The sequence below is a fragment of the Streptomyces sp. LS-MS-L19 genome, from assembly GCF_058382285.1.
Map to the genome: position 1 here is coordinate 8,199,970 of NZ_JBYCLL010000001.1, position 25,234 is coordinate 8,225,203.

Below are 25,234 nucleotides of genomic sequence, written 5' to 3' on the forward strand. Positions count from 1 at the left end.
ATGCGGCACCGCATGGCCACCCTGCTGTGGCGGGCCCTGCTCGCGGCGGCCCTGGTGTGCGGGATCGGCCTGCTGCCGTGGCTGACCCGCACCGACCCGGCGCTCACCGTGCTCAAGGCCCGCTCCGCGGACCGGGACCCCGACCCCCGGGTCCTCGCCGACATCCGGTCCCAACTCGGGTTGGACCAGGGCCCCTTGCACCTGCTCGGCCAGTGGCTCGGCGGGCTGCCCCGCGGGGACGCGGGCCGGTCGTGGCTGAACGGCACCGAGGTCACCCCCGCGGTCGTCCAGGCCCTCGGGGCGTCCCTGCTGCTGGTGACGGTGGCGCTCGTGATCGCCGCCGGCACCGCCGCCCTGGTGTGCGCCCGCACCCTGTGGCTCGGCGCGCACCGGCGCCTCGACGGGCGACGGACCGGCGGCGGCGCCTCGGCGATGCTCGCCGCGCTGCCCGAGTTCCTCACCGCCTCCGTGCTCGCCACCGTCGTCGGCGTACAGCTCGGCTGGCTGCCCGCCCTCGGCTGGTACGGCCCCCAGTGGACCGTCCTGCCCGCCCTCGCCCTCGGCCTGCCCGCCGGGGCGGTGCTCGGGCGCCTCCTGGACGACCTGTTGCCCGGCGCCTTCGCCGAACCCTGGGCGCTGGCCGCGGACGCCCGCGGACTGCCGGGCCGCGCCGTCGCCGCGAAGGCGGTCCGCCGCTGCCTCCCCGCCCTGCTGCCCAACCTGGGCCTGTTCGTGGTCGGCCTCACCGCCGGGTCCGTCGCGGTCGAGCAGATCTACGACATCCCGGGCCTCGGCCGCACCACCCTCCAGGCCGCCCTCGCCCAGGACCTGCCCGTCCTCCAGGCCGGCACCCTCGCCCTCCTGCTCCTCGCGGCCGCCGCCACCGGCCTCGCGGCACTCGCCGTCCGCCTCCTCGTCGGCCCGGCCCTGCGCGACGGCGCCCTGGACTCCCTGCACCGGCCGCGCCGGACCGCCCGCAGCACCCTGCCCTTCGTGTACGGCGGCCTCCTGACCGCAGTCGTCGCCCTCGGCCTGGTCCGCGACCCGCTCGCCCTGGACACCGGAGCCCGTCTCCAACCCCCGTCCCCGGCACACCCGTTCGGCACCGACGCGCTCGGCCGGGACCTGCTCGCCCGGGTCGGGCACGGGGCCCTCGACACGCTGCTGACCGCCCTCGCCGTCAGCGTCTGCGCACTGGTCGTCGGGGTCCTGCTCGGGCTGCTGCCCCGGCTGTCCGGGCCGCTCGTCGACACCGTCAACGCCGTACCCCCGGTGCTCGCCGCACTGCTCGTCACCGCCGTCGCCGGGAGCGGCACCACCACGCCCGCGATCGCCGTGGCCGCGGTCTCCTGGGCGGCACTCGCGGCCCACACCTCGTCCCTGCTCCGCCAGGAACGCGCCACCTTGCATCTCGCGGTCACCCGAGGCCTCGGGGCAAGCCGCTGGTACCTCCTGCGGCACGAAGTGCTGCCCGCGATCCTGCCGCCCGTCACCCGGCACGCCCTGCTGCGCCTGCCCGGCGTCGCCCTGGCCCTCGCCTCCCTCGGCTTCCTCGGGCTCGGCACCCAACCGCCCTCCCCGGAATGGGGGTTGCTCCTCGCCGAGAACCAGCCCTACGCCGAGCGCGCCCCCTGGGCCGTCCTCGCCCCCGCCGCCGTACTGGCCCTGCTGGGCGCGCTCGCCGTGAGTGCGGCGGGCGGAGTGCGGTGGCCGCGACGGCGCGCGAGTCGTCGTACGGCCGCGATCCGGACCGAAGTGGCAGCGCCCGCACGGGAGTTGGTGCGCAGCGGATGACCTCGACGACCGTCGGGACCGGGAGGGCGGCGGGGCTCACACCCCTGCTGCGGCTGCTCATCCTCACCCAACTCGCTTTCAACGTCGGCTTCTTCGCCGTGCTGCCCTTCCTGGCCGCACACCTGGGACAAGCCGTCGGGATGGCGGGCTGGCTGGTCGGCTTCGTGCTCGGGCTCAGGACCTTCAGCCAGCAGGGGCTGTTCGTGGTGGGCGGGGCGCTCGCCGACCGGTACGGGATCCGGCCCGTCGTCCTCGCCGGGTGCGTGCTGCGGATCGCCGGGTTCGCGGGGCTGGGGTACGCCGAGCGGACGGGGGCGGTCATCGGGGCCGTCCTGCTCATCGGGTTCGCGGCGGCGCTGTTCTCGCCCGCCGTGGAGTCGGAGGTGGCGCGGCAGGCCGTCCTCCACGAGGAGGCGGGTGGCCAACGCACGCGCGTGCTCGCGCTGTTCACCGTCGCCGGGCAGGCGGGCGCGTTCGTGGGGCCGTTGCTCGGCGCGCTGCTGCTGTCGGTGGACTTCCGCACGGTGTGCCTCGCGGGTGCCGGGATCTTCGTGCTCGTCCTCGCCGGACACGCGTGGCTGCTGCCGCAGCGCATTCCGGGGCGGCGGCGAGTACAACTCGGGGGCGGCCTCGGGGCGTTGGTGCGCAACCGGCGCTTCCTCGCGCTGTGCTGCGCGTACGGCGCCTATCTGCTGGCCTACAACCAGCTCTACCTCGCCCTCCCCGAGGAGGTGGAGCGTGTGACCGGCTCGCAGTCGGCGCTCGCCTGGCTGTTCGCGCTGTCCTCGCTGCTGGTGGTGACCGCCCAGCTCCCGGTGACCCGCTGGGTCGGCGCCAAGCTGTCGCTGCGGCGCTCCGTCGTGGCCGGACTGCTGCTGATCGGCACCGGGTTCGCGATCGTGGCGGCGGCGCGGCCCACGGGCCTGACCGGCACGGCCGGGCTGGTGCCCGCGGCCGGGTTCGTCGTCCTGCTCACCCTCGGGCAGATGCTCGTCGCACCCGTGGCCCGGGCCTGGGTCCCCGACCTCGCGGAGGAGGGCCGGCTCGGCCTCTACACCGGGGCGCTGTCCTCGGTCTCCGGCCTGATCGTCCTGGTCGGGAGCTCCGTCACCGGCTCCCTCCTGGACGTCGGACTGCCGCCCGCGGTGCCGTGGCTGCTGCTGGCCGCCGTACCGCTCGCGGCGATCGGGCTGCTGCCGCGGGAGGAGGACACCGACCGCCCGGCCGGGACGCCCGGTTCGTGAGGCCGTAGGGCGGAAGGGGCCGACCGGTGGGGAGCGTGCGAGTGCCCGCGACGGGGCTAGGCACGGTTCCGTTGCAGCGCGCGTCGACTGCGACTCCCCAGGGGCGCGGGGCTGTATCGATCTGCGGCTCTGCCGCGTGGGCGCGACCAGCCCCGACGCACCCGCACGCGCCCCACAACCTCACCCGGCACCCCCGTAGGCGACCGTCACCCTCGGCAGGACCCCGTGAGACCGCCGACCCGGACATCCGCCCCATCCCCCCGATCCGCCGAAGCCAGACCCCTCCCCGGCGATAAGGTCCCGCCATGGAGACTCAGGACATCCGGGTGGAGATCGCCCGGGAGGCGGACCAGGAACTCGTCGACGCCTTCGCGCGGATGCTGCCTCAGCTGTCCTCGACCGCCGAGGCGCTCGACCTCGCCGCGCTCGACCGCATCCTGGCCTGCGACGCCAACACCATGCTGATCGCCAGGTCGGCGGCCGGAGCGATCCTCGGCACCCTCACGCTGGTCATGTTCCCCGCCCCGGCCGGACTGCGGGCCCGCATCGAGGACGTGATCGTCGATCACGCGGCGCGCGGGCAGGGGGTCGCCGGACTGCTGATCCGGGAGGCGATCCGGCTCGCCCGGGAGGCCGGGGCCCGAACCGTCGACCTCACCTCGCGCCCCGACCGGGCGGCCGCCAACCGGCTGTACGAACGGCAGGGGTTCCGGCAGCGGGAGTCGACGGTGTACCGGGTGCCACTGAAGGGCTGAGCCCCCTTCAAGCCCCCTTCAGGAGGCGACGGCCTGCCGTGCCGGCACCAGTTCCAGTTCCAGCAGCTCCTCCACCGCGGCCTGGTCCGCGCGGTGCGTGCGCCACAGCCACAGGATGTCCCGGCCGAACGACCAGACCAGCGTGCCCAGGGCGAGCGCCACGACCCCGAAGGTCGCCGTGAACGGCAGGTAGCCGGACGCGGCCACCAGCAGCAGGATCCCCTGGAGCGCGGCCACCGTCTTGCGGGCCATGCTCGGCGGCAGCGGGGCGTTCAGCCAGTTCCAGACGCGGGCGGCGGCGACGAAGCCGTAGCGCATGGCGCCGATGAGAAGGACCCACGGGCCCTGCGACATCGACACGTACACGCTGAGCACCAGGATCAGGAACGCGTCGACCTCCATGTCGAACCGCGCGCCCAGCGGTGTCGAGGTGCCGGTCGCGCGGGCGACCTTGCCGTCGACGCCGTCGAGGATGAGGGCCACCGCCGTCAGGCCGACGAAGAGCGTGACCGGCGGGGAGTCCTGGAAGGAGTCGGCGACCAGCGCCGTCACTCCGCCGACCAGGGTGGCCCGGCCGAGCGTCACCCGGTTGGCCGGACCGAAGGACCGCGGCCGGGTCCGGTGCAGCGCCCTGGAGAGCACGGCCCAGGTGGCCACGGCGAAGGCGAGGCCGGTCAGCCAGCCCGCCGGCCCCATGCCGATCGCCGTGCCGAGCAGGGCAAGCAACAGGATCTGAACGCCCGCTCCGACAGCGGTCTCCTGCTGGACCAGCCTTGCTTCGTAAGTGTTGTTCAGGGCCACCGCAGATTCCTCCGGCCAGATGACAGAGTCGATCAAGGCCGCGTACTGTGCGCGGCCTGTGCACACCTCGGTTACGTGAACGAGGTACGTGCCCGAGTTGCCGATCGTTCAGGAGGTTCTCGATGAAGGCCGCCGCACGTGCGTTCTGGCTCCGCTCCCCGGGGGAGGGCGAGATCCGGGAACTCACCCTTCCGGCCCCCGGCGAGGACGAGGTGCTGGTCCGCTCGCTGTACTCGGGAGTCAGCAGGGGCACGGAGACACTCGTGTTCCGCGGCCAGGTCCCCGAGAGCCAGCACGCGGCCATGCGGGCACCGTTCCAGGAGGGCGACTTCCCGGGACCGGTGAAGTACGGCTACCTCAGCGTCGGAGTGGTGGAGGAGGGGCCGTCCGCGCTGAAGGGCAGGACCGTCTTCTGTCTGTACCCGCATCAGACGCGGTACGTAGTCCCCGCGAGCGCGGTGACGGTCGTACCGGACGACGTGCCCCCCGCCCGGGCCGTCCTCGCCGGCACGGTCGAGACCGCCGTGAACGCCCTCTGGGACGCGGCCCCCCTCATCGGCGACCGGATCGCGGTGGTCGGCAGTGGCATGGTCGGCAGCTCGGTCGCCGCCCTCCTCGCCCGCTTCCCCGGCGTCCGCGTCCAGCTGGTCGACTCCGACCCGGCCCGCGCCGCGACCGCCGAGGCCCTCGGCGTGGGCTTCGCGACCCCCGCGGACGCCCTCGGCGACTGCGACCTCGTCGTCCACGCCAGCGCCACCGAACAGGGCCTCGCCCGCTCCCTGGAACTCCTCCGCGCCGAGGGCACGGTCGTCGAACTGAGCTGGTACGGCGACCGCCGCGTCAGCCTGCCGCTCGGCGAGGCCTTCCACTCCCGGCGGCTGACGGTCCGCAGCAGCCAGGTCGGCACCGTCTCCCCGGCCCGTGCGCACCGCGGCTACGACGGCCGGCTCGCCCTCGCGCTGAAACTGCTCGCCGATCCGAGGCTTGACTCCCTCATCACGGGGGAAAGCGCGTTCGAAGAACTGCCGGAGGTGATGCCCGCGCTGGCCAGTGGGGAGATTGCGGCCCTCTGTCACCTCGTGAGGTACGGCAAGAGCGCCTGACCTGAGAAAAGAGTGAGATCCGGCTGAACACGGGGAAGCGGGGAGCCGTACTACACGGCATCCACCGGCAGGGATCAGCCGGGGGACCAGACGCGCCGCACCTGGAGGGTCGTCCGTTGTTCAGCATCACCGTCCGCGATCACATCATGATCGCCCACAGCTTCCGCGGCGAGGTCTTCGGCCCCGCGCAGCGACTGCACGGAGCGACGTTCCTGGTGGACGCCACGTTCCGGCGCGAACAGCTGGACGACGACAACATCGTCGTCGACATCGGACTGGCCACCCAGGAACTCGGTGCCGTCGTCAGCGAGCTGAACTACAGAAACCTCGACAACGAACCCGACTTCGCCGGGATCAACACGTCCACGGAGTTCCTGGCGAAGGTCATCGCGGACCGGCTCGCCGAGCGCATCGAGAAGGGCGCCCTCGGCGAGGGGGCCAAGGGCCTCGCGGGCCTGACCGTCACCCTGCACGAGTCGCATGTCGCCTGGGCGAGTTACGAGCGTGCCCTGTGACCGACCTGACCACCGGGCGGGCGGCCACGCTGGACTACGTGCCCGTGCAGCACTCCGCCCTCAAGAAGGCCGAGATCATCCCGATGTCCCTGCGCTCCGTGCACTTCGTGATGCCGGGCGGCGTGGACGACCCGACCGCACCGAGCGGCGGCAACGCCTACGACCGGCGGGTCTGCCTGGACCTGCCCGGCTTCGGCTGGCAGGTCGAGCGGCACGCGGTGCCCGGCAGCTGGCCCCGCCCGGGAGCGGCGGCCCGCACCGAACTGGCCCGCACCCTGCGCGACCTGCCCGACGGCACCGTCGTCCTCATCGACGGCCTGGTCGCGTGCGGGGTCCCGGAGATCATCGTCCCGGAGGCGGAGCGGCTCGGCATCGCCGTCCTCGTCCACCTCCCGCTCGGCGACGAGACCGGCCTCGAACCCGGCCTCGCCCTCGAACTCGACGCCAAAGAGCGCGAGGTGCTGCGGGCCGTGCCCGCCGTCGTCGCCACCAGCGACTGGGCCGTACGGCGACTGGTCTCGCACCACGGCCTCGCCCCCGAGCGGGTCCATGTCGCCACCCCCGGTGCCGACATCGCCCCGCTCGCCTCCGGCACCGACGGCCTGTCCCGGCTGCTGTGCGTGGCCGCGGTGACGCCCCGCAAGGGCCAGCACCGGCTGATCGAAGCCCTCGCCGGCGCCCAGGACCTGCCCTGGAGCTGCGTCTGCGTCGGCGGGATCACCCAGGACCCCGAGTACGTCGCGCACCTGCGGATGCTCATCAAGAAGTACGGCCTCCAGGACCGCCTGCACCTCGCGGGACCGAAGGCCGGGGCCGAGCTCGACGCCAGCTACAACGCCGCCGACCTGATGGTCCTCACCTCCTACGCCGAGACCTACGGCATGGCGGTCACCGAGGCCCTCGCGCGCGGCATCCCGGTGCTGGCCACCGACGTCGGCGGAGTCGCCGAGGCGGTCGGCCGCGCCCCCGACGGGGGAGTGCCCGGCATCCTCGTCCCGCCGGAGGACCCCGCCGCCCTCGCCGCCGAACTGCGCGGCTGGTTCGGCGAGGCAGATGTACGACGCAGGCTCAAGGCGGCTGCCCGGGGCCGGCGGGCCGCCCTGGACGGCTGGGCGACCACGGCCCGCAGCCTGGCCGGAGTTCTCGGCCGACTCCCGAGCGAGCCCAGGAGGGCGGCATGAGGAAGACGGCGACCAAGCAGAGCGGCAAGATCCCGGCACAGCCGGGGCCTCGAGAGGTGACGTCGGTGAAGCCCGCTGTCCCGTCCGACGCAGAATCGGTCATCCCCGGTGCCGGGCCCAGCACCCACCCCGGTGAGCGGCCCACCGTACGGCTCAGGGACGCCGGTCCCGACGACGCGCCCCGCTACGCGCCCGAGTGGCTGGAGCTGCGGGAAGGGCCCGACGCGGCCGCGCGCGCGGCCGACCTGCTCGACCCGCTGCGGATCCGGCTGGCCAACCTGCCCGGCAAGGCCGGTCTCGTCATCCACGACCTGGGCTGCGGCACCGGCTCCATGGGCCGCTGGCTCGCGCCCCGCCTGGACGGCCCCCAGCACTGGATCCTGCACGACCGGGACCCCTACCTCCTGCACTTCGCGGCCGTCGCCTCCCCGCGCTCCGCCGCCGACGGCAGCCGCGTCACCGTCGAGACCTGCCGCGGCGACGTCGGCCTGCTCACCCCGGACGCCCTCGCCGGCGCCTCCCTGGTGACCGCCTCCGCGCTCCTGGACGTCCTCACCCGCGAGGAGATCGACACCCTCGCCGCCGCCTGCACCGGCGCCGGCTGCCCGGCCCTGCTCACGCTGTCCGTGGCCGGCCGCGTCGAACTCACCCCGTCCCACCCGCTGGACGAGGAGATCGCCGACGCGTTCAACGCCCACCAGCGGCGCGGCGGACTGCTCGGCCCGGACGCCATCACCGTGGCCTGCGAGGCGTTCTCCGAGCGGGGCGCGACAGTACGGCTGCACCCGAGCGCCTGGCGCCTGGGCCCCGCCGACTCCGCGCTCACCGTCCAGTGGCTGCGCGGCTGGGTCGGCGCGGCGGTCGAGGAGCGCCCCGAGTTGAAGGAACGCGCCGACCGCTACCTCCAGGACCGCCTGGAGGCCTGCCGCGCGGGCGAGTTGAAGGTCGTCGTCCACCACAGCGACCTGCTGGCGCTGTCCCGGCCGACGGGCGGAGCGTCATGAGCGTGGAGACGGTGCGACCGAGCCTGCCCGTACGGCGGCCCGCGGAACCGGTCGAGTCGCGCCCCGTCTCCGACCGGGCCCGCAGGCTGCGGGCCGAGGTGGTCCGGACACGGGACGAGGTCCTCACCGCGCGCGCCGAGGCGCTGGTCGCCCGGGCCCAGATCCTCGAGACGGCCGGACAGCCCGCCCAGGACCTGCGGGACGCCGCCGTCTCCCGGGACCGGATCGGTGTGATCGTGACCGAGGCCCGCCCCCTGCCCGCGCAGGCCCCCAGGTGGCGCACCGCACTGCGCGCGGTCCTCAACTCCCGCGCCCTGCGCACCCACTTCGGCACCGTCGCCGGTGTCACGATCCTCGCTCTGCTGCTGTGGCGGCTGGGCACCGGCGTCTTCCTGGACGGACTGCGCCGCATCGACACCGTCGCCCTGCTCGCGGCGCTCGCGATCGGCGCGCTGACCACCGTGTTCAGCGCCTGGCGCTGGCAGTTGGTGGCCCGCGGGCTGCGCATCCGGCTGCCGCTCGGCCCCGCCGTCGCCGACTACTACCGCGCCCTGTTCCTGAACGCGGCCCTCCCTGGTGGCGTCCTCGGCGACGTGCACCGCGCGGTGCGGCACGGACAGAGCGCCGGGGACATGGGCCGCGGAGTGCGCGCGGTCGTCCTCGAACGGGCCGCCGGGCAGATCGCGTTGGCGATCGTCGGCGGTGCCGTCCTGCTCACCATGCCGTCCCCGGTACTGGCCGACGCCCGCCACCTCGCCCCCGCCGTCGGCCTCGCCGCCCTCGGTGCGCTCGCCGTCGTCGTGGCCCTGCGCATGAACCGGGCCCCCTCCTCGCGCCGGGGCCGGGCGCTGCGCGCGACCCTCGCCGAGGCACGCGAGGCACTGCTGTCCCGCCGCAACTGGCCCGGCGTCACGCTCTCCTCGGCCCTCGTCCTCGCCGGCCACCTCGGCATGTTCGTGCTCGCCGCCCGCATCGCGGGCTCCGACGCCTCCGTCGCCGCGCTGCTGCCGCTGGCGGTGCTCGCCCTGCTCGCGATGGGACTGCCCCTGAACATCGGCGGGTTCGGCCCCCGGGAGGGCGTCACCGCCTGGGCGTTCGCCGCGACGGGCCTCGGCGCTGAGGCCGGGCTCGCGACCGCGATCGTCTACGGCGTCCTCAGCTTCGTGGCGAGCCTGCCGGGCGCGGCCGTCCTGGTCGTCCGCTGGTACCAAGGACTGCGGCGCCCGGCGACGTCCTACTCGGCGCCGGAGTCGGCACCGGCGGCGGATTCGGTCAGCATCGAGAAATACGTTCCGAAGGAAGCCGCGAGGCTCTCCAGCAACGCTTTCCCTTTTTCCGCGGAGCCCAGCGAAGGGCGCCCGATGACACCGGAATCGGTGTAACCGGACATACCGAGGGTGAGGAGATGACGACGGTCGTCCGCGACGAAATCGGAGGTCTCGTAACCGGGGCGGAGGGATTCCGGGTGCGCGTGCAGAAGAATGGAGGTCTCGATTTCTCCCGCGTGCATGTCGGTGAGCAGCGAGGTGACCACTCCCGCGTCCAGCCGGGCCGCCTCCCAGTCCTCAGCGGCCGGGAACAGCGCCGTCCGCTCCCCGCGGGCGGACGCCTCCTGGACGACGTTGCCCAGCACGTAGTTGCCGCCGTGTCCGTTGACCACCACCAGGGCCTCGACGCCCGAGCGGCGCAGCGAGTCCGCGATGTCCCGTACCACCGCGTGAAGGGTGACGGAGGAGATGCTGACGGTCCCCGGCCAGGCCGCGTGCTCGTGCGAGCAGGAGATCGTCACCGGGGGGAGGAGGTGCACCGGGTACGCCGCGGCGATCTCCCGCGCGACGGCACACGCGACGAGCGTGTCGGTCGCGAGCGGCAGGTACGCACCGTGCTGTTCGAAGCTTCCGACCGGAAGGACGGCGACCTGTGTTGAGACGCCCGCCCCCCGCGTCCGTACGTCTTCCGTAGTGTCCGTCGGCAACAGACCGTACGCCGCCGACCGTATTTCCGAACCACTCATCTTTTCTCGGCCTTTCGTCTCTGCTTAGGAACCAGATCATGACAGACAAAGTTGGCGTACTCGGCAAGAAGGCCCCTCAGCGTACGGGTGTGGAGCGCGTGGTGAATGCCCCGCTGCCCACCGTGTACGGGAAATTCCAGGCGGTCGGCTATCTCGATCACGACCGCGGTGACGAACAAGTCGCCCTGGTGCACGGTGACATCGGCTCGGACGACGTACTCGTCCGGCTGCATTCCGAATGCCTGACCGGTGACGCGTTCGGTTCCCAGCACTGCGAGTGCGGCGACCAGCTCGACGCCGCGCTGCGGGCCGTGGTCAAGGCGGGCAGCGGGATCGTCGTCTACCTGCGCGGCCACGAGGGCCGGGGGATAGGCCTGCTCGCCAAGTTGCGCGCGATGGCGCTCCAGGCGGAGGGCCTGGACACCGTGGAGGCGAACCTCGCGCTCGGCCTGCCCGTCGACTCCCGCGACTACGGCGTCGCCGCCGGGATCTTCCACGACCTGGGCGTGAACTCGGTGCGGCTGATGTCCAACAACCCGCGCAAGCGCGAGGCCCTGGAGAGGCACGGCATCGAGGTCACCGAGACGGTGCCGCTGCTGATCACCCCGTGCGAGAGCAACATCACCTATCTGCGCACCAAGCGGGAGCGCCTCGACCACGTCCTGCCGCATCTGGACGCGGTGGCCCACCTGTCCTGATCGCCGGGCGGATTCCGGCGCGGGAAATCCGGACAGGAAGAGGGAATGACCGACGACGTCCTCTTCCTCTCCGGAGAGCAGGTCACCCACCTGCTCGACGTGGACACGCCCATCGCCTCGCGGCGCGCGGCCTCCACCGCGCTCGGGCGAGGGCAGCGCGCATGAGCCCGGTCGTGATCGGCGGCGGGGTCATGGGCACGAGCATCGCCCGCCACCTGGCCCGGGCCGGCGTACCGGACGTGGTCCTCGTCGAGCGGGACGAACTCGCCTCCGGCTCCACCTCGAAGGCGGCGGGCGGGGTGCGGGCGCAGTTCTCCGACGAGCTCAACATCCAGCTCGGGGCACGCAGCCTGGAGGCGTTCGCGCGGTTCGAGGAGGAGACCGGGCAGGACATCGGACTGCACCGGGTCGGTTACCTCTTCCTGCTGTCGACACCGGAACAGGTCGCCTCCTTCGAGGCAGGCGTGCGGCTCCAGAACTCCTTCGGCGTCCCGAGCCGCATGATCGACCCGGCCGAGGCCCAGCGGCTCTCCCCGCTCATCACCACGGACGGTCTGCTCGCCGCCGCCTTCTCGCCCGCCGACGGCCACTGCACCCCCGAGTCGGTGGTGTACGGCTACGCCGCCGACGCCCGCCGCCACGGCGCGACGATCCTGCGGCACACCGAGGTCACCGGCATCGAACTGCGCGGCGACGCCGTCACGGCCGTGGTCACCACCAAGGGCCGGATCGCCACCGACACGGTGATCTGCGCGGCCGGGGCCTGGTCGCGGGCCGTCGGCGCGATGGCGGGCGTCGACCTGCCGGTGGAGCCGCTGCGCCGGCAGATCGCGGTCACCGAACCGGTCCAGGGCCTGCCGCCCGACCTGCCCATGACGATCGACTTCACCAGCAGCCTCTACTTCCACGGCGAGGGCCCGGGCCTCCTCCTCGGCATGTCCGACCCCGACGAGAGACCCGGCTTCGACACCGCGACCCACGACCGCTGGGTCCCCCGTCTGGCCGAGGCCATGGCCCACCGCGCCCCCGCCCTCCTCGACCTGCGCCGCACCGGCGGCTGGGCCGGCCTCTACGAGCTCACCCCCGACCACAACGCCCTGATCGGCGAGGCGACTTCGGTCTCCCGCTTCCTGTACGCGACCGGCTTCTCCGGCCACGGATTCCTCCAGGGACCGGCCGTCGGCGAGGTCGTCCGCGACCTGTACCTGGGCCGCGTACCCTTCGTGGACATCAGCCCGCTCAGCGCCGGCCGGTTCGCGGCCGACGCCCCGCGCCCGGAGGCCAACCGCGTATGACCGAGCTCCATCTGTGGCTGCGCCACGAGGTCCGCTCCACCGAGCGACGCACGCCCCTCGTACCGTCCGACGCCCGGCGCCTCGTCGACGCCGGAGTGACGCTGACCGTCGAGGAGTCCCCGCAGCGGATCTTCCCGATCGAGCAGTACGAGGCAGCCGGCTGCGCGGTCGCACCCATGGGCTCGTGGAGTTCGCGGGCCCCGCGGGACGCCGTGGTCGTGGGTCTCAAGGAGCTCCCCGACGAGCCCGCCACCCTGCCGCACCGGCACATCTTCTTCGGGCACGCCTACAAGCAGCAGCCCGGCGCCGCGGAACTGCTGCGCAGGTTCGCCGCCGGGGGAGGGGCCCTGCTCGACCTGGAGTACCTCGTCGACGACCAGGGCCGCAGGCTCGCCGCGTTCGGCTACTGGGCCGGCTACCTGGGCGCCGCCCTGGCCGTCCTCCAGCACCGGGGCAGGCTCTCCGCCCCGCTCACGCCCACCTCGCACGAGGAGCTGGAGGAGTCCCTGCGGCCCGCCGCCGGGGACGAGGAGTTCACGGCCCTGGTGATCGGAGCCCTGGGCCGCAGCGGAAGGGGCGCCCGCGTCGCGCTCGGGGCCGCCGGGGTCGAACCGACCTGCTGGGACCTCGACGAGACCCGGAACCTGGACCGGCCCGCGCTGCTCGCCCACGACGTGCTGGTGAACTGCGTCCTCGCGACCAGCCCGATCCCGCCCTTCGTCCGCGACACCGACCTGGACGACCCGGCCCGCCGGCTGCGCACCCTCTCCGACGTCACCTGCGACGTCGGCTCACCGCTGAACGTCCTGCCGGTCTACGACCGCGTCACCGAGTGGACCGAACCGGTCCGCCGGCTGCACAAGGAGCCCCCGCTCGACCTCATCGCCATCGACAACCTGCCCTCCCTGCTCCCGGAGGAGTCCAGCACCGGCTTCTCGGGCTCGCTGCTGCCCCTGCTGCTGGAGTTCGGGACCGGTGGGCCGTGGGGGCGCTGTCTGGAGCGGTTCCATCAGGCGTGCCGTGAACTCGGCATCACAGAAGGGGGATCCTCCCGTGTCTGACCTGGTTCCCGCGACCGGCACCGTGCACTGGATCGGCGCCGGGCTCTCCACCGGCAGCGGTCTGGCCGAGCTGTGCGACAGCGCCGACCGCGTACTGCTGTGGCACCGCACCGAGGAACGGGCCGAGGAGGCCCTCGAAGCACGGGGACTCAACGGCCGGGCCGCGCCGCGCGCCTACACACCGGCCGCGCTGAACGCCGAACTGGCGCCCGGGGACGTCGTCGTGTCGATGCTGCCCGCGTCCGAGCACCCCGGCATCCTCGCCGCCTGTGTGCGCGAGCGGGCCCACTTCGCCTGCTCCAGCTATGTGTCCGACGCCCTCCTCGCACAGGTGCCCGAAGCGGAGAAGGCCGGAGTCGTCGTCCTCACCGAGGCCGGCCTGGACCCCGGGATCGACCACCTCTTCGCGCACAGCCTCGTCGCCAGGGCCCGCGCGGCGATCGGCGACACCACACCGGCGTCGTACGCCCTCACCTCCTACTGCGGCGGGGTCCCCGCCGTCCCGAACGACTTCAGGTACCGCTTCAGCTGGGCGCCGCTCGGCGTCCTCAACGCCCTGCGCTCGCCCGCGCGTTACCTCGACGACGGCACCCCGACCACCGCCGAGCGGCCCTGGGAGGCGACCCGGCGCCATGTCGTGGACGGCGAGACCTTCGAGGTCTACCCCAACCGGGACAGCGTGCCCTTCGTCGAGCAGTACGGACTGCCGGCCGCCTGGACCCCGCGGACCTTCGTGCGCGGCACCCTGCGCCTGGACGGCTGGCTGCGCGCCTGGGAGCCGGTCTTCGATGAGCTGAGGACCGGCGACGACGCCCGGATCGCCGCCCTGGCCCAGGAGTTGGCGGCCAGGTACCCGACCACGGACGCCGACCGCGACCGGGTCGTCCTCGTCGTCTCCCTCGACGTGCGCGCCCAGGACGGCCGCACCTGGTCCGGCGGCTACCTCCTCGACCTGGTGGGCGACGAGGAGGACAGCGCGATGGCCCGCTGTGTCTCCCGCACCCTCGCCCTGGGCATCGGGCACATCCTCGACGGCTCCCTCCCGGCGGGCCTGCAGCGCGCCGCCGAGACCGCCGACCGCTCGGAACAGTGGCTGGGCGAACTGTCCCGGGCGGGCGTGCACTTCACCCTGCGGGTGGACCGGGAGTCCTAGGCTCTGTCGTGAAAATCACCCGGCGACGACCGCCTCGTCGACCAGGCGCTTGAGGTCCGGGAAGACCTTCAGCGTCCTCGGCCGGACCTGGGTGTAGAACTGCACGCTCAGATCGCGGACCGGGTCGACCCAGAAGGTCGTGGACGCGGCCCCGCTCCAGCCGAACGTGCCCAGGCCCGCGGGGGCCAGGGTGCGGGCGGGGTCGATCACGACGGAGACGCCGAGGCCGAAGCCGACGCCGTCGTTGCCGGGCTCGTCGTGGGCGGGCTTCGTGCCGAACGCGCGCAGGTCGGCGCCGCCCGGCAGGTGGTTCGACGTCATCAGGTCGACCGTCTCGGGGGACAGCAGCCGGGTGCCGTCCAGTTCGCCCCGGCGGCGCAGCATCTCGGCGAAGCGGTGGACGTCGTACGCGGAGGCCGCCAGTCCGCCACTGCCGGACAGCAGCCGGGGCCGGCCCCTGAGCGGCAGCCCGGGGACCGGCTCGATCGTGCCGTCCTCCTTCTCGCCGTACAACTCGCTGAGCCTGTGCGCCTGTTGGTCGCTCACCCAGAAGCCCGCGTCGGTCATCCCGAGGGGGCCGAAGACGCGCTCGGCGAAGAAGGTGTCGAGCGAGGTGCCGGACACGATCTCGATGACCCGGCCCAGCACGTTGGAGGCGACCGAGTAGTTCCACTGCGTGCCCGGCTCGAACTGGAGGGGCAGGCTCGCGTACACGGAGACCGTCTCGGCGAGGGTCGAGCCCGGCAGCACGGACGACTCCAGGCCGGCCTCGCGGTACAGCGCGTCGACCGGGTGGGAGTGGTAGAAGGCGAAGGTCAGGCCCGCGGTGTGGGTCATCAGGTGCCGGACCCGTATCGGACCCTCGGCCGGACGGGTCGTGAGGGTGTCGCCGGCCCCGTCCACGTACACGCGCGGTTCGGCGAACTCCGGGAGGTACGCGGCGACCGGGTCGTCCAGCGACAGCCGCCCCTCCTCCACCAGCAGCAGGGCCGCGACCGCGGTGACCGGCTTGGTCATCGAGTAGATCCGCCACAGCGTGTCGGTCTCCACGGGCAGCCCGGCCGCGAGGTCGCGCCGGCCGTGCGTGGTGAGGTGGGCGACGCGGCCGCCGCGGGAGACGCACAGCAGGAAGCCGGGCATCCGCCCTTCGTCGACGTAGTGCGCCAGGTGCTGGTCGAGGCGGTCGAGGACCTTCCCGTCCAGCCCCACCTCACCGGGATCGACCTCTTGCCGCAGCTGTGCCATCGCTCTCCTCCGTACGTCCGTCGAGGCGCGGACCGGTCCACCCGGCCCGGACCACCTCAGACATCATCGTCGCTCAGGAAACCGCGACCGGCTGCGGGTCGGTCGGGACCGTTTGTCGCGGGAATGCGGGGCGCGGGCGGGGCCGTTGATCGTGGCATGACTCAGGACGCGACCCAGGACGCACTGCTCCGGCTGCTCTCGGAAGGCCACGGCGGGGTGCTGACCACGCTCAAGCGCGACGGCCGCCCTCAGCTGTCGAACGTCACCCACGTCTACTACCCCGAGGAGCGGATCATCCGGATCTCCCTCACGGACGACCGCGCCAAGACCCGCAACCTCCGTCGGGACCCCCGCGCCTCGTACCACGTGACCACGCGGGACCGCTGGGCCTACACGGTCGCCGAGGGCACCGCCGACCTCACCCCGGTGGCGAAGGACCCCCACGACGACACGGTCGAGGAACTGGTCCGCCTGTACCGCGATGTCCAGGGCGAACACCCGGACTGGGACGACTACCGGGCAGCGATGGTCCGCGACCGGCGACTGGTCCTGCGCCTGCGGGTGGAGCGGGCGTACGGGATCCCCGCCCAGGACAAGAAGGGCTGAGCCCGGAGGGCCCCTCCCGGCGGCGGCGCGGGGTCCGCGTGCCCCGGCCGCCCCTGAATCCGGCCGGAGCACGCGGTGGTAGACGCCAGGGCCGTCGCCCCCTCGCGCGTCGTACCGTGCCCGTGAGGCTGTTCTTTTCTGCTTGTTCCGGCCGATTTTCTTGCTCGAAATGTCACCTGTCAACGGGGTCTCGACACCGGGAGAGGTCCTACGTCCCAGGGTGCAGGGCGGACGGCCGATGTGCCGGAGATCATCGGCTGCCTACGCTGACCGGCACACCGACACCGGACGAAGAGGTCACCATGCCCGTGAACGGCCGCAGCCACATCCGCATCGCCCGCCCTTCCCGGGACCTGGCCGCCGCCGAGCGGTTCTGGGTCGAGGGTCTCGGCCTCGGTGTCGTATGGCGTGCCGAGGGCGGCCCGGAACCCGGCGAGCACGATCTGCTGATGCTCGGCTGGCCGGACGCCGGCTGGCACCTGGAACTCGTCCACGAACAGGGCCGGCCCGTCGAACCCCGCCCCACGGAGGAGGACCTCCTGGTGGTCTACGTCGACGGCCCGGTCCCGGACGACCTGGTCGCCCGCCTGGAGGCGCACGGCGGCAAGCGCGTCCCCTCGCCGAACCCGTACTGGAACGAGTGGGGCGTCACGGTCGAGGACCCGGACGGGTACCGCCTGGTGCTGTGCACCCGGGGGTGGAGCAACACGTGAGGGCCCCCGGTCCCGCCAGGGGATCCGGGGGCCCGGGGGCTCGGAAGGTCGCGGGGGCTCAGGCCGTCACCGTCTCCGGGCGGGCGGCCTCCCCGGCGGTGCGTGAGCCCAGGTCCTCCGTGGCGACCTTGTGGGTCTCGCGGGCGGTCAGGGCGGCGATCACCGGCGGGACGCACAGGGCCGCCGTGAACAGGGCCACCGACGACCAGTCCGTACCGTCGGGTCCCGCGATCTGCGCCGCGAAGGTCACCGCGAAGCCGGCCACGGCGAAGCCGATCTGCGTGCCGATCGCCATGCCGGACAGCCGGACCCGGGTGGAGAACATCTCGCCGTAGAAGGACGGCCACACCCCGTTCGCCGCGCTGTAGACGACGCCGAAGGCGAAGATGCCGAGCAGCAGCGTCAGCGGGTAGTTGCCCGTGGAGATCGCCCACAGGTACAGGAACATCGTCACCGCGCTGCCCACCGCGCCGATCAGGAAGACCGGGCGCCGGCCGACGCGGTCCGACAGGGTGGCCCACAGCGGGATCGCGGCGAGCGCGACCAGGTTGGCGAGCGCGCCCACCCACAGCATCGAGGAACGGCTCATCCCGACCGCGTCGCTCGTCGCGTACGCCAGCGCCCACACCGTGAAGATCGTGGACACCGAGGCGATGACCGCGCCGCCGATCACCCGCAGCACATCCGCCCAGTGCTCCCGCAGCAGCACCGCCAGCGGCAGCTTCACGACGCCCTCGGAGGCCGCCTGCTGCTCGAAGGCCGGTGTCTCGTCCAGCTTGCGGCGGATCACGAAGCCGACCACGGCGACCGCGACGCTCAGCCAGAACGGCACCCGCCAGCCCCAGGACAGCAGTTGGTCCTCGGGCAGCGCGGCGACCGGCAGGAAGACCAGCGTGGCGAGCAGCTGCCCGCCCTGGGTGCCGCTGAGCGTGAAGCTGGTGAAGAAGCCCCGCCGGTGCGGCGGCGCGTGCTCCAGGCTCATGGAGTTGGCGCTGGCCTGTTCGCCGGCCGCCGAGATGCCCTGGAGGACCCGGCACAGCACCAGCAGGACCGGGGCCAGGGTGCCGACCTGGTGACGGGTCGGCAGACAGCCGATGAGGAAGGTCGACAGGCCCATCAGGATCAGCGTGAAGACCATGATCTTCTTACGGCCGACCCGGTCGCCGAAGTGCCCCATGAAGAGCGCGCCGACCGGCCGGGCCGCGTAGGCGACACCGAACGTGGCCAGCGACAGCAGGGTCGCGGTGGCCGGATCGGACTCGTCGAAGAACACCTTCGGGAAGATCAGGGCGGCGGCGCTGCCGTAGATGAAGAAGTCGTAGTACTCCAGGGCGCTGCCGATCCAGGCGGCGGTGGCGGCCTTTTTCGGTTGCCCGACGGCTTCGGCAGGGTCGCGGGGTGCGACGGTGGGCGTCACGGGTGCTCCTTCGGGGGGACTCCGGGAGCTATCCAGTTAATTAACCCACTGGATAGTTAATGAGCGGTTGCCAGGGATGTTGCGCCCGCGTTTCCCGGGTGTCAAGAGCTGCGGTCCGCCGAAGTCAGTCCGCCGCCCGCTCCGCGGTCAGATACGCGATCACCATGTCGCCGAGCATGGCCCGGTAGTGCTCGCGCTGCTCGGGGGCGACCAGGTCGCGGCCGAACAGTGCCCCGAAGGTGTGCCGGTTGGCCACCCGGAAGAAGCAGAAGGAGCTGATCATCGCGTGCAGGTCGACCGCGTCCACCTCGGCCGTGAACAGGCCGGACTCCCGCCCCGACGCCAGGATCCGGCGGATCACGTCGAGCGCGGGGGAGCCGATCCTGCCGAGCTTCTCCGAGGCGGCGATGTGCTCGGCGCCGTGGATGTTCTCGATGCTGACGAGCCGGATGAAGTCGGGGTGCTGCTCGTGGTGGTCGAAGGTCACCTCGGCGAGGCGCCGGATCGCCGCGACCGGGTCCAGGTGCTCGACGTCCAGCTCCTGCTCGGCCTCGCGGATCACGGAGTACGCCCGCTCCAGCACGGCCGTGAACAGCTGTTCCTTGCCGCCGAAGTAGTAGTAGATCATCCGCTTGGTGGTGCGGGTGCGGGCGGCGATCTCGTCGACCCGGGCGCCGTCGTAGCCGGCCCGCGCGAACTCCTGCGTCGCCACGTCCAGGATCTCGGCCTGGGTGCGGGCGGCGTCGCGGATCCGCCCGTTGGGTCGTGCCGGTTCGTCGACGCTGGTCATCGGGTTCCTTCGGGAGTACGGCCGGTGCCGCAGATTCTAGAAGGCGCGGCCGGGCTCTTCCCCGGCGGCGGTCCGGCTGATATAGCTAACGTACTGGTTCGTACATTAGCGGCCCACACATTGATCGCTCAGGAGGTCCGCGTGGCCAAGGACTCGTTTCTCGTCGGACTGATCGGCGCGGGCATCGGACCCTCGCTGAGCCCGGCGCTGCACGAGCGGGAGGCGGACCGGCAGGGCCTGCGCTATCTGTACCGGCTGATCGACATCGACGTCCTCGGCACGCGTCCCGAGGCGGTCGGCGACCTGGTGCGGGCCGCCCGCGACCTGGGCTTCGACGGGCTGAACATCACCCACCCGTGCAAGCAGCTGGTCCTCGGACACCTGGACGCGCTCGCCCCGCAGGCCGAGGCGCTCGGCGCGGTGAACACCGTGGTCTTCGAGAACGGCCGCGCGACCGGCCACAACACCGACGTCACCGGCTTCGCCGCGTCCTTCGCGCGCGGGCTGCCCGACGTGCCCCTGGAGCGGGTCGTGCAGCTGGGCGCCGGCGGCGCGGGCGCGGCGGTCGCGCACGCGACGCTCACCCTGGGCGCCGGGCGGGTCACCGTCGTGGACGCGCTCGCCGACCGGGCCGCCGATCTCGCGGCCGCCCTGAACCGGCACTTCGGCGAGGGGCGCGCGGCCGCGGCCGGCCCGGAGCGGCTGCCCGGGCTGCTCGCCGAGGCCGACGGCGTCGTGCACGCCACCCCCACCGGCATGGCCGCCCACCCCGGCCTGCCCTTCCCAGCCGACCTGCTCCGCCCCGAACTCTGGGTCGCCGAGGTGGTCTACCGCCCGCTGGAGACCGAACTGCTGCGCACCGCCCGCGCGTTGGGCTGCGCCACCCTCGACGGCGGCGGCATGGCGGTCTTCCAGGCGGCGGACGCCTTCCGGCTGTTCACCGGCCGGGAACCGGACGCGGCGCGGATGCTGGCGGACATCGCCGAGCTGGCGGGCGTGGTCGGGGCTCCCAAGTGACCGGCGATCACTGACGGTTGACGGTCCGGGTGACACCCGCGAAGACCGTGGTGGCCAGGACCCACCCCGCGATGACCAGGGCGTACGACAGCCACTGGTATCCCCCTCGGGGCGCGAAGGCGCTCTCCTGACCGAAGGAGATCACCGGCAGCAGCAGGTCGAGGGTGTAGAAGAACGGGTTGAAGCGCGGGGCCTCGTCCGCCTTGAGCGGCGGGGGATGGTGGAGGCCGTAGGCGATCGTGCCGATCGCGAGCAGGGAGACCAGCCAGACGCCGGCGCGCAGCGGGTGGAAGCCGTAGCCGACGGTGGCGTCCTGGACGTGGCCCCACACCCGGCCGTACCAGGGCAGGGTGGCCCGGCGCCGGCGCTGCTTGGCGAGCTGGACCTGCCGGGCCGCGTAGTCGTCGCCGATCCTGCGGTACGCGGCGGTCAACTGCTCGTAGGCGTGCGGGACATAGCCCTCGCGGTCCCGCTCCAGCATGGGCAGCCGACGTGCGGGGGGTTCCTGCGGGGTGAGCGAGGTGTAGACGAGCCCGTTGAACTGCACCTCGTCCGGCACCGACTCCGGCTCCAGGAACAGCTCGTCGATCTGGGCGCGGCGCAGGGTGAGGGTGCCCTCCATGGCCGGGCCCTTGCGGATCCACAGTTCCCCGATGGTGCTGCTGCTCGCCCGCAGGGCCGCGTCGCCCGGGTTCGACAGGTGGGCGTACGACAGGTCGAGCCGGCCCGCGACCCGGGCGCCGCGCAGCCCGATCCAGCCGAAGGTCTGCACCCGCCGCAGGTGGACGTCGCCCTCCACGCTCAGGGTCTGCGCGTCGAGCACGAGGTCGCCGGGGTGGCTGAGCCGGGCGTCGTTGAGGTTGACGGAACCGGCGACGGACGCGCCGTTGAGCCGCACCTCGCCGTGGGCGCGCAGTCCCGGCGCCCACAGGTCGTCGCCGATGCTCATGTGGTTGAGCTGGAGCGCGGGCTCCCCGGCGTCGTCCGCGACGATCTCGGCACGGTCCATGAACACCGCCCCGGCGACCTGCGCCCCACCGAGCCGCACCGGGCCGTTGACCCGGCAGTCCGTCAGCCGCAGCACCGCCTCGACGTGCAGGGTGGCGGCGGTGAGGCCGGGCAGCACGGAGTTGCTGAGGTTCAGCTGACGCAGCCGGCAGCCGTACAGCAGCGGTACGTCGTCGAAGTGGCAGTGGCTGAGGCGCACCGCGTGGTCGACCGTCCCGTACTGGAGCGCGAGCACACCGGTGATCCGGGCACCCGCCAGCTTCAGGGCGGGTATCTCCCCGTCCTCGTGCGGTCCGTTGAGCATCAGGGCCCGCAACACGGCGGCCCGCACGGTGCGTTCGGCGCCCCACCCGGCACCGTCCGCCACGTCCTCGTCGTCCGCCGCCCGGAAGTCCACGGCCTCGCCCCGCGGATAGGCGTGCCACACCCGCAGTTCGGCCGGTGTCAGGTTGTTGATCTCCATCAGCGGTGACTCTCCAACGCACGCGCCACGCTGTCAACAGGCACCGGGGACGACGACGGCCCGGGAGCCTGTGCTCCCGGGCCGTCACCTCGACTGCCGTGCTACGCCCTGGTGTTCCACTCCGCGATCACCGGCCGGTCGTGTTCCGTCGACAGTCGGCTGACGGTACCCGTGGCCAGTTGGAACAGGCGGCCCTCCGCGGGCGGCAGCCCCAGTCGACGGGCCGTCAGGACCCGCAGGAAGTGGCCGTGCGCCACCAGGAGCACGTCGCCGTCCGGCAGCGCGGTCCCGACGCGGGCGAGGACCCGGTCGGCGCGCCGTCCGATCTCCTCGGGCGACTCGCCGGGGTGTCCCTCGGGGCCGGCCGGTACGCCGTCGGTCCACAGGTCCCAGTCGGGCCGGTCCCGGTGGATGTCGACGGTGGTGACGCCCTCGTAGGCGCCGTAGTCCCACTCGTGGAGCTCGGGGTCGGTCAACGCCCCGGTGACGCCCGCCAGTTCGGCGGTGCGGATCGCGCGGTCCAGCTCACTGGTGAGCGCGAGCGAGAAGGTCCGGCCCGACAGGAGCGGAGCGAGGGACTTGGCCTGTTCCTCACCGTGCCGGGTGAGGGGCAGGTCGGTCCAGCTGGTGTGCTGGCCCGACACGCTCCACTCCGTCTCGCCGTGGCGGACCAGAAGAAGATCCCCCACGACGCGCCTACTTCTTCGCTTCCACGGCGTGCCCGCCGAACTGGTTGCGCAGCGCCGCGATCATCTTCATCTGCGGGGAGTCGTCCTGGCGGGACGCGAACCGCGCGAACAGGGAGGCGGTGATCGTGGGCAGCGGCACCGCGTTGTCCACGGCGGCCTCCACGGTCCAGCGGCCCTCGCCGGAGTCCTGCGCGTAGCCCTTCAGCTTGTCCAGGTGCTCGTCCTCGTCGAGGGCGTTCACCGCGAGGTCCAGCAGCCAGGAACGGATGACGGTCCCGTCCTGCCAGGAGCGGAACACCTCCCGGACGCTGTCCACCGACTCGACCTTCTCGAGGAGCTCCCAGCCCTCGGCGTACGCCTGCATCATGGCGTACTCGATGCCGTTGTGGACCATCTTGGAGAAGTGCCCGGCGCCGACCTTGCCCGCGTGGACATAGCCGTACGGCCCCTCGGGCTTGAGCGCCTCGAAGATCGGCTGGAGACGCTCCACGTCCTCCTTCTCACCGCCGACCATCAGGGCATAGCCGTTCTGGAGGCCCCACACACCGCCGGAGACACCGGCGTCGATGAAGCCGATGCCCTTGGCGCCCAGCTCCTCGGCGTGCTTCTCGTCGTCCGTGTAGCGGGAGTTGCCGCCGTCGACCACGGTGTCACCGGGGGACAGGAGCTCGCCGAGCTCGTCCACGACGGACTGGGTGGCGGCGCCGGCCGGCACCATCACCCACACCGTGCGCGGGGCTTCGAGCTTGTCGACGAGTTCGGCGAGGCTCGCCACGTCGGAGACCTCGGGGTTGCGGTCGTAGCCGATGACGGTGTGGCCGGCGCGGCGGATCCGCTCGCGCATGTTGCCGCCCATCTTGCCCAGGCCGATGAGTCCCAACTGCATGTCAGTGCACTTCCTTCAGTTCACGGTAGGCGGCCACCAGGGCGGTGGTGGAGGGGTCGAGACCGGGGACGTCGGCGCCCTCGGTCAGGGCGGGTTCGACGCGCTTGGCGAGGACCTTGCCGAGCTCGACGCCCCACTGGTCGAAGGAGTCGATGTTCCAGACCGCGCCCTGGACGAACACCTTGTGCTCGTACAGGGCGATGAGCTGGCCGAGGACGGAGGGGGTGAGTTCCTTCGCGAGGATCGTGGTCGTCGGGTGGTTGCCCTGGAAGGTGCGGTGGGCCACCTGCTCCTCGGTCACGCCCTCCGCGCGCACCTCCTCCGCGGTCTTGCCGAAGGCGAGCGCCTGCCCCTGCGCGAACAGGTTGGCCATCAACAGGTCGTGCTGCGCCTTGAGTTCGTCGCTCAGCTCGTCCACCGGACGGGCGAAGCCGATCAGGTCGGCGGGGATGAGCTTGGTGCCCTGGTGGATCAACTGGTAGTAGGCGTGCTGGCCGTTGGTGCCGGGCGTGCCCCACACCACCGGACCGGTCTGCCACTCCACCGGACGCCCGTCGCGCTGCACCGACTTGCCGTTGGACTCCATGTCCAGCTGCTGGAGATAGGCGGTGAACTTCGACAGGTAGTGGGAGTACGGCAGCACCGCGTGCGACTGGGCGTCGTGGAAGTTGCCGTACCAGACGCCCAACAGGCCGAGCAGCAGCGGGGCGTTGGCCTCGGCGGGCGCGTTCTGGAAGTGCTCGTCGACGATCCGGAAGCCGTCGAGCATCTCCCGGAACCGGTCCGGGCCGATGGCGATCATCAGGGAGAGACCGATCGCCGAGTCGTAGGAGTAGCGGCCGCCGACCCAGTCCCAGAACTCGAACATGTTGTCCGGGTCGATGCCGAAGTCGGTGACCTTCTCGGCGTTCGTCGACAGGGCCACGAAGTGCTTCGCGACGGCCTTGTCCTCACGCAGACCGCCCGGGCCCTCCAACAGCCAGGAGCGGGCCGAGGTGGCGTTGGTGATCGTCTCGATCGTCGTGAACGTCTTCGACGCCACGATGAACAGGGTCTCCGCCGGGTCGAGGTCGCGTACCGCCTCGTGCAGGTCGGCGCCGTCCACGTTGGACACGAAACGGAACGTCAACTCCCGTGCCGTGAAGGCCCGCAGGGCCTCGTACGCCATCGCGGGACCGAGGTCGGAGCCGCCGATGCCGATGTTGACGACGTTCCTGATCCGCTTGCCGGTGTGGCCGGTCCACTCGCCGGAGCGGACCCGGGTCGCAAAGTCGCTCATCTTGTCGAGCACGGCGTGCACGCGGGGCACGACGTTCTCGCCGTCGACCTCGACGACCGCGCTCGCGGGAGCGCGCAGCGCGGTGTGCAGGACCGCCCGGTCCTCGGTGAGGTTGATCCGCGCACCGCGGAACATGGCGTCCCGCAGCCCGAACACGTCGGTGGCGGTGGCGAGTTCCTGGAGCAGGGCCAGGGTCTCGTCGGTGATCAGGTGCTTGGAGTAGTCGATGCGCAGATCGCCGACGCGCACGACGTACCGCTCGGCGCGTCCGGGATCGGAGGCGAACAGCTCGCGCAGACGGGGGGTCCCCTCGGCGCGGTGGTCCTCCAGGGCCGTCCACTCGGGGCGGCGCGTGAGCTCGGGAGAGTCAGACATGAGCAGGGGTCTCCTTGCCGGTCGCAGGGGGTGTCTGATGGATCTTGGCGGCGTCGCGGGCCCTGGCACGCACATCTGCAGCGTTGTCGTCGGTCGCCGACGCTCCGCGTCGACTCCCTCCTCCGCCT

23 protein-coding genes and 1 pseudogene are annotated in these 25,234 nt (G+C 72.5%); 15 read left to right on the forward strand and 9 right to left on the reverse strand.

Translation table 11 applies throughout. The annotated features are described in order from the left end of the window. The 3 genes from AC2XR2_RS36545 (at position 1) to AC2XR2_RS36555 (ending at position 3,793) form a co-directional block, all read left to right on the forward strand. A complete protein-coding gene (locus tag AC2XR2_RS36545; RefSeq protein WP_491517397.1) occupies positions 1-1,794 on the forward strand; it encodes an ABC transporter permease subunit in 1,794 nt (597 codons plus the stop codon). Beyond that, a complete protein-coding gene (locus AC2XR2_RS36550; RefSeq protein WP_491517398.1) occupies positions 1,791-3,038 on the forward strand; it encodes an MDR family MFS transporter in 1,248 nt (415 codons plus the stop codon). Before AC2XR2_RS36545 ends, AC2XR2_RS36550 begins: the two co-directional genes overlap by 4 nt. A gap of 305 nt (positions 3,039-3,343) precedes the next feature. Beyond that, positions 3,344-3,793, forward strand: coding sequence for a GNAT family N-acetyltransferase (locus tag AC2XR2_RS36555; protein WP_381305432.1), 450 nt, complete (start codon positions 3,344-3,346; stop codon positions 3,791-3,793). A gap of 18 nt (positions 3,794-3,811) precedes the next feature. On the opposite strand, the gene AC2XR2_RS36560 is transcribed toward AC2XR2_RS36555, so the two are convergent. After that, on the reverse strand, positions 3,812-4,594 hold the full coding sequence (locus AC2XR2_RS36560; RefSeq protein ID WP_330269546.1) for a CDP-alcohol phosphatidyltransferase family protein: 783 nt from the start codon (positions 4,592-4,594) through the stop codon (positions 3,812-3,814). A 122-nt stretch (positions 4,595-4,716) separates the two neighbouring features. Here AC2XR2_RS36560 and AC2XR2_RS36565 point away from each other — a divergent pair, with 122 nt between their 5' ends. From AC2XR2_RS36565 to AC2XR2_RS36585, 5 genes and pseudogenes are all read left to right on the forward strand, one after another. Beyond that, positions 4,717-5,697, forward strand: a complete 981-nt coding sequence (locus AC2XR2_RS36565) for a zinc-dependent alcohol dehydrogenase (RefSeq protein ID WP_491517399.1) — start codon at positions 4,717-4,719, stop codon at positions 5,695-5,697. Between the two features lie 116 nt (positions 5,698-5,813). Beyond that, a complete protein-coding gene (locus tag AC2XR2_RS36570; RefSeq protein WP_046728401.1) occupies positions 5,814-6,212 on the forward strand; it encodes a 6-pyruvoyl trahydropterin synthase family protein in 399 nt (132 codons plus the stop codon). After that, on the forward strand, positions 6,209-7,393 hold the full coding sequence (locus AC2XR2_RS36575) for a glycosyltransferase family 4 protein (RefSeq protein WP_330263364.1): 1,185 nt from the start codon (positions 6,209-6,211) through the stop codon (positions 7,391-7,393). Before AC2XR2_RS36570 ends, AC2XR2_RS36575 begins: the two co-directional genes overlap by 4 nt. Continuing rightward, the gene (locus AC2XR2_RS36580; protein ID WP_491517400.1) at positions 7,390-8,397 is read left to right on the forward strand and encodes a class I SAM-dependent methyltransferase; all 1,008 of its coding nucleotides are present in this window, start codon (positions 7,390-7,392) and stop codon (positions 8,395-8,397) included. Before AC2XR2_RS36575 ends, AC2XR2_RS36580 begins: the two co-directional genes overlap by 4 nt. After that, positions 8,394-9,566 (forward strand): annotated as a pseudogene (locus tag AC2XR2_RS36585) (lysylphosphatidylglycerol synthase transmembrane domain-containing protein); the annotation flags it as partial. The gene AC2XR2_RS36580 and the pseudogene AC2XR2_RS36585, both read left to right, overlap by 4 nt. A 65-nt stretch (positions 9,567-9,631) precedes the next feature. Here the strand turns inward: AC2XR2_RS36585 and AC2XR2_RS36590 are convergent. Beyond that, positions 9,632-10,411, reverse strand: a complete 780-nt coding sequence (locus tag AC2XR2_RS36590) for a creatininase family protein (protein WP_491517401.1) — start codon at positions 10,409-10,411, stop codon at positions 9,632-9,634. 38 nt (positions 10,412-10,449) lie between these two features. On the opposite strand from AC2XR2_RS36590, the gene ribA reads away from it, so the two are divergent. From ribA to AC2XR2_RS36610, 4 genes are all read left to right on the forward strand, one after another. Further along, positions 10,450-11,109 carry a GTP cyclohydrolase II gene (gene ribA, locus AC2XR2_RS36595; protein ID WP_123764162.1) on the forward strand — a complete coding sequence of 220 codons (660 nt, stop codon included), beginning with the start codon at positions 10,450-10,452 and terminating at the stop codon, positions 11,107-11,109. Positions 11,110-11,270: 161 nt separating this feature from the next. Then, complete coding sequence (locus AC2XR2_RS36600; RefSeq protein WP_491517402.1) at positions 11,271-12,404, forward strand: NAD(P)/FAD-dependent oxidoreductase; 1,134 nt, start codon at positions 11,271-11,273, stop codon at positions 12,402-12,404. Further along, complete coding sequence (locus AC2XR2_RS36605) at positions 12,401-13,465, forward strand: saccharopine dehydrogenase (RefSeq protein WP_491517403.1); 1,065 nt, start codon at positions 12,401-12,403, stop codon at positions 13,463-13,465. Before AC2XR2_RS36600 ends, AC2XR2_RS36605 begins: the two co-directional genes overlap by 4 nt. Further along, on the forward strand, positions 13,458-14,618 hold the full coding sequence (locus AC2XR2_RS36610) for a saccharopine dehydrogenase family protein (protein WP_491517404.1): 1,161 nt from the start codon (positions 13,458-13,460) through the stop codon (positions 14,616-14,618). Before AC2XR2_RS36605 ends, AC2XR2_RS36610 begins: the two co-directional genes overlap by 8 nt. Positions 14,619-14,633: 15 nt before the next feature. Here AC2XR2_RS36610 and AC2XR2_RS36615 read toward each other — a convergent pair whose 3' ends face one another. After that, positions 14,634-15,863: a serine hydrolase domain-containing protein gene (locus tag AC2XR2_RS36615; RefSeq protein WP_491517405.1), complete on the reverse strand. Its 1,230-nt coding sequence runs from the start codon at positions 15,861-15,863 to the stop codon at positions 14,634-14,636. A gap of 156 nt (positions 15,864-16,019) precedes the next feature. On the opposite strand from AC2XR2_RS36615, the gene AC2XR2_RS36620 reads away from it, so the two are divergent. Together AC2XR2_RS36620 and AC2XR2_RS36625 are read left to right on the forward strand one after the other, a co-directional pair. Then, positions 16,020-16,469, forward strand: a complete 450-nt coding sequence (locus AC2XR2_RS36620; protein ID WP_330263357.1) for a PPOX class F420-dependent oxidoreductase — start codon at positions 16,020-16,022, stop codon at positions 16,467-16,469. 302 nt (positions 16,470-16,771) lie between these two features. Next, positions 16,772-17,182, forward strand: coding sequence for a VOC family protein (locus tag AC2XR2_RS36625; protein ID WP_381305410.1), 411 nt, complete (start codon positions 16,772-16,774; stop codon positions 17,180-17,182). Between the two features lie 58 nt (positions 17,183-17,240). Here the strand turns inward: AC2XR2_RS36625 and AC2XR2_RS36630 are convergent, their stop codons facing one another. Both AC2XR2_RS36630 and AC2XR2_RS36635 read right to left on the reverse strand, forming a co-directional pair. Further along, the gene (locus AC2XR2_RS36630; RefSeq protein WP_491517406.1) at positions 17,241-18,599 is read right to left on the reverse strand and encodes an MFS transporter; all 1,359 of its coding nucleotides are present in this window, start codon (positions 18,597-18,599) and stop codon (positions 17,241-17,243) included. A 124-nt stretch (positions 18,600-18,723) separates the two neighbouring features. After that, positions 18,724-19,389, reverse strand: coding sequence for a TetR/AcrR family transcriptional regulator (locus AC2XR2_RS36635; protein ID WP_381305404.1), 666 nt, complete (start codon positions 19,387-19,389; stop codon positions 18,724-18,726). Positions 19,390-19,530: 141 nt separating this feature from the next. On the opposite strand from AC2XR2_RS36635, the gene AC2XR2_RS36640 reads away from it, so the two are divergent. Then, the gene (locus AC2XR2_RS36640; RefSeq protein WP_381305401.1) at positions 19,531-20,406 is read left to right on the forward strand and encodes a shikimate dehydrogenase; all 876 of its coding nucleotides are present in this window, start codon (positions 19,531-19,533) and stop codon (positions 20,404-20,406) included. Between the two features lie 7 nt (positions 20,407-20,413). Here AC2XR2_RS36640 and AC2XR2_RS36645 read toward each other — a convergent pair whose 3' ends face one another. The 4 genes from AC2XR2_RS36645 to pgi form a co-directional block, all read right to left on the reverse strand. Then, complete coding sequence (locus AC2XR2_RS36645) at positions 20,414-21,877, reverse strand: translocation/assembly module TamB domain-containing protein (protein WP_449349513.1); 1,464 nt, start codon at positions 21,875-21,877, stop codon at positions 20,414-20,416. Between the two features lie 101 nt (positions 21,878-21,978). Then, a complete protein-coding gene (locus tag AC2XR2_RS36650) occupies positions 21,979-22,566 on the reverse strand; it encodes a histidine phosphatase family protein (protein WP_381296358.1) in 588 nt (195 codons plus the stop codon). A gap of 7 nt (positions 22,567-22,573) precedes the next feature. Beyond that, on the reverse strand, positions 22,574-23,452 hold the full coding sequence (gene gnd, locus AC2XR2_RS36655) for a phosphogluconate dehydrogenase (NAD(+)-dependent, decarboxylating) (RefSeq protein ID WP_449349512.1): 879 nt from the start codon (positions 23,450-23,452) through the stop codon (positions 22,574-22,576). A 1-nt stretch (position 23,453) separates the two neighbouring features. After that, positions 23,454-25,106 carry a glucose-6-phosphate isomerase gene (pgi, locus tag AC2XR2_RS36660; protein ID WP_491517407.1) on the reverse strand — a complete coding sequence of 551 codons (1,653 nt, stop codon included), beginning with the start codon at positions 25,104-25,106 and terminating at the stop codon, positions 23,454-23,456. Between the last annotated feature and the right edge of the window lie 128 nt (positions 25,107-25,234).

What these genes read in the sequence shown, in the direction of transcription:
- AC2XR2_RS36545 (WP_491517397.1), top strand. Translation starts at nt 1, where the DNA reads ATGCGGCACCGCATGGCCACCCTGCTGTGGCGGGCCCTGCTCGCGGCG.
- AC2XR2_RS36550 (WP_491517398.1), top strand. Translation starts at nt 1,791, where the DNA reads ATGACCTCGACGACCGTCGGGACCGGGAGGGCGGCGGGGCTCACACCC.
- AC2XR2_RS36555 (WP_381305432.1), top strand. Translation starts at nt 3,344, where the DNA reads ATGGAGACTCAGGACATCCGGGTGGAGATCGCCCGGGAGGCGGACCAG.
- AC2XR2_RS36565 (WP_491517399.1), top strand. Translation starts at nt 4,717, where the DNA reads ATGAAGGCCGCCGCACGTGCGTTCTGGCTCCGCTCCCCGGGGGAGGGC.
- AC2XR2_RS36580 (WP_491517400.1), top strand. Translation starts at nt 7,390, where the DNA reads ATGAGGAAGACGGCGACCAAGCAGAGCGGCAAGATCCCGGCACAGCCG.
- AC2XR2_RS36590 (WP_491517401.1), bottom strand. Translation starts at nt 10,411, where the DNA reads ATGAGTGGTTCGGAAATACGGTCGGCGGCGTACGGTCTGTTGCCGACG.
- ribA (WP_123764162.1), top strand. Translation starts at nt 10,450, where the DNA reads ATGACAGACAAAGTTGGCGTACTCGGCAAGAAGGCCCCTCAGCGTACG.
- AC2XR2_RS36600 (WP_491517402.1), top strand. Translation starts at nt 11,271, where the DNA reads ATGAGCCCGGTCGTGATCGGCGGCGGGGTCATGGGCACGAGCATCGCC.
- AC2XR2_RS36605 (WP_491517403.1), top strand. Translation starts at nt 12,401, where the DNA reads ATGACCGAGCTCCATCTGTGGCTGCGCCACGAGGTCCGCTCCACCGAG.
- AC2XR2_RS36615 (WP_491517405.1), bottom strand. Translation starts at nt 15,863, where the DNA reads ATGGCACAGCTGCGGCAAGAGGTCGATCCCGGTGAGGTGGGGCTGGAC.
- AC2XR2_RS36620 (WP_330263357.1), top strand. Translation starts at nt 16,020, where the DNA reads ATGACTCAGGACGCGACCCAGGACGCACTGCTCCGGCTGCTCTCGGAA.
- AC2XR2_RS36625 (WP_381305410.1), top strand. Translation starts at nt 16,772, where the DNA reads ATGCCCGTGAACGGCCGCAGCCACATCCGCATCGCCCGCCCTTCCCGG.
- AC2XR2_RS36635 (WP_381305404.1), bottom strand. Translation starts at nt 19,389, where the DNA reads ATGACCAGCGTCGACGAACCGGCACGACCCAACGGGCGGATCCGCGAC.
- AC2XR2_RS36645 (WP_449349513.1), bottom strand. Translation starts at nt 21,877, where the DNA reads ATGGAGATCAACAACCTGACACCGGCCGAACTGCGGGTGTGGCACGCC.
- gnd (WP_449349512.1), bottom strand. Translation starts at nt 23,452, where the DNA reads ATGCAGTTGGGACTCATCGGCCTGGGCAAGATGGGCGGCAACATGCGC.
- pgi (WP_491517407.1), bottom strand. Translation starts at nt 25,106, where the DNA reads ATGTCTGACTCTCCCGAGCTCACGCGCCGCCCCGAGTGGACGGCCCTG.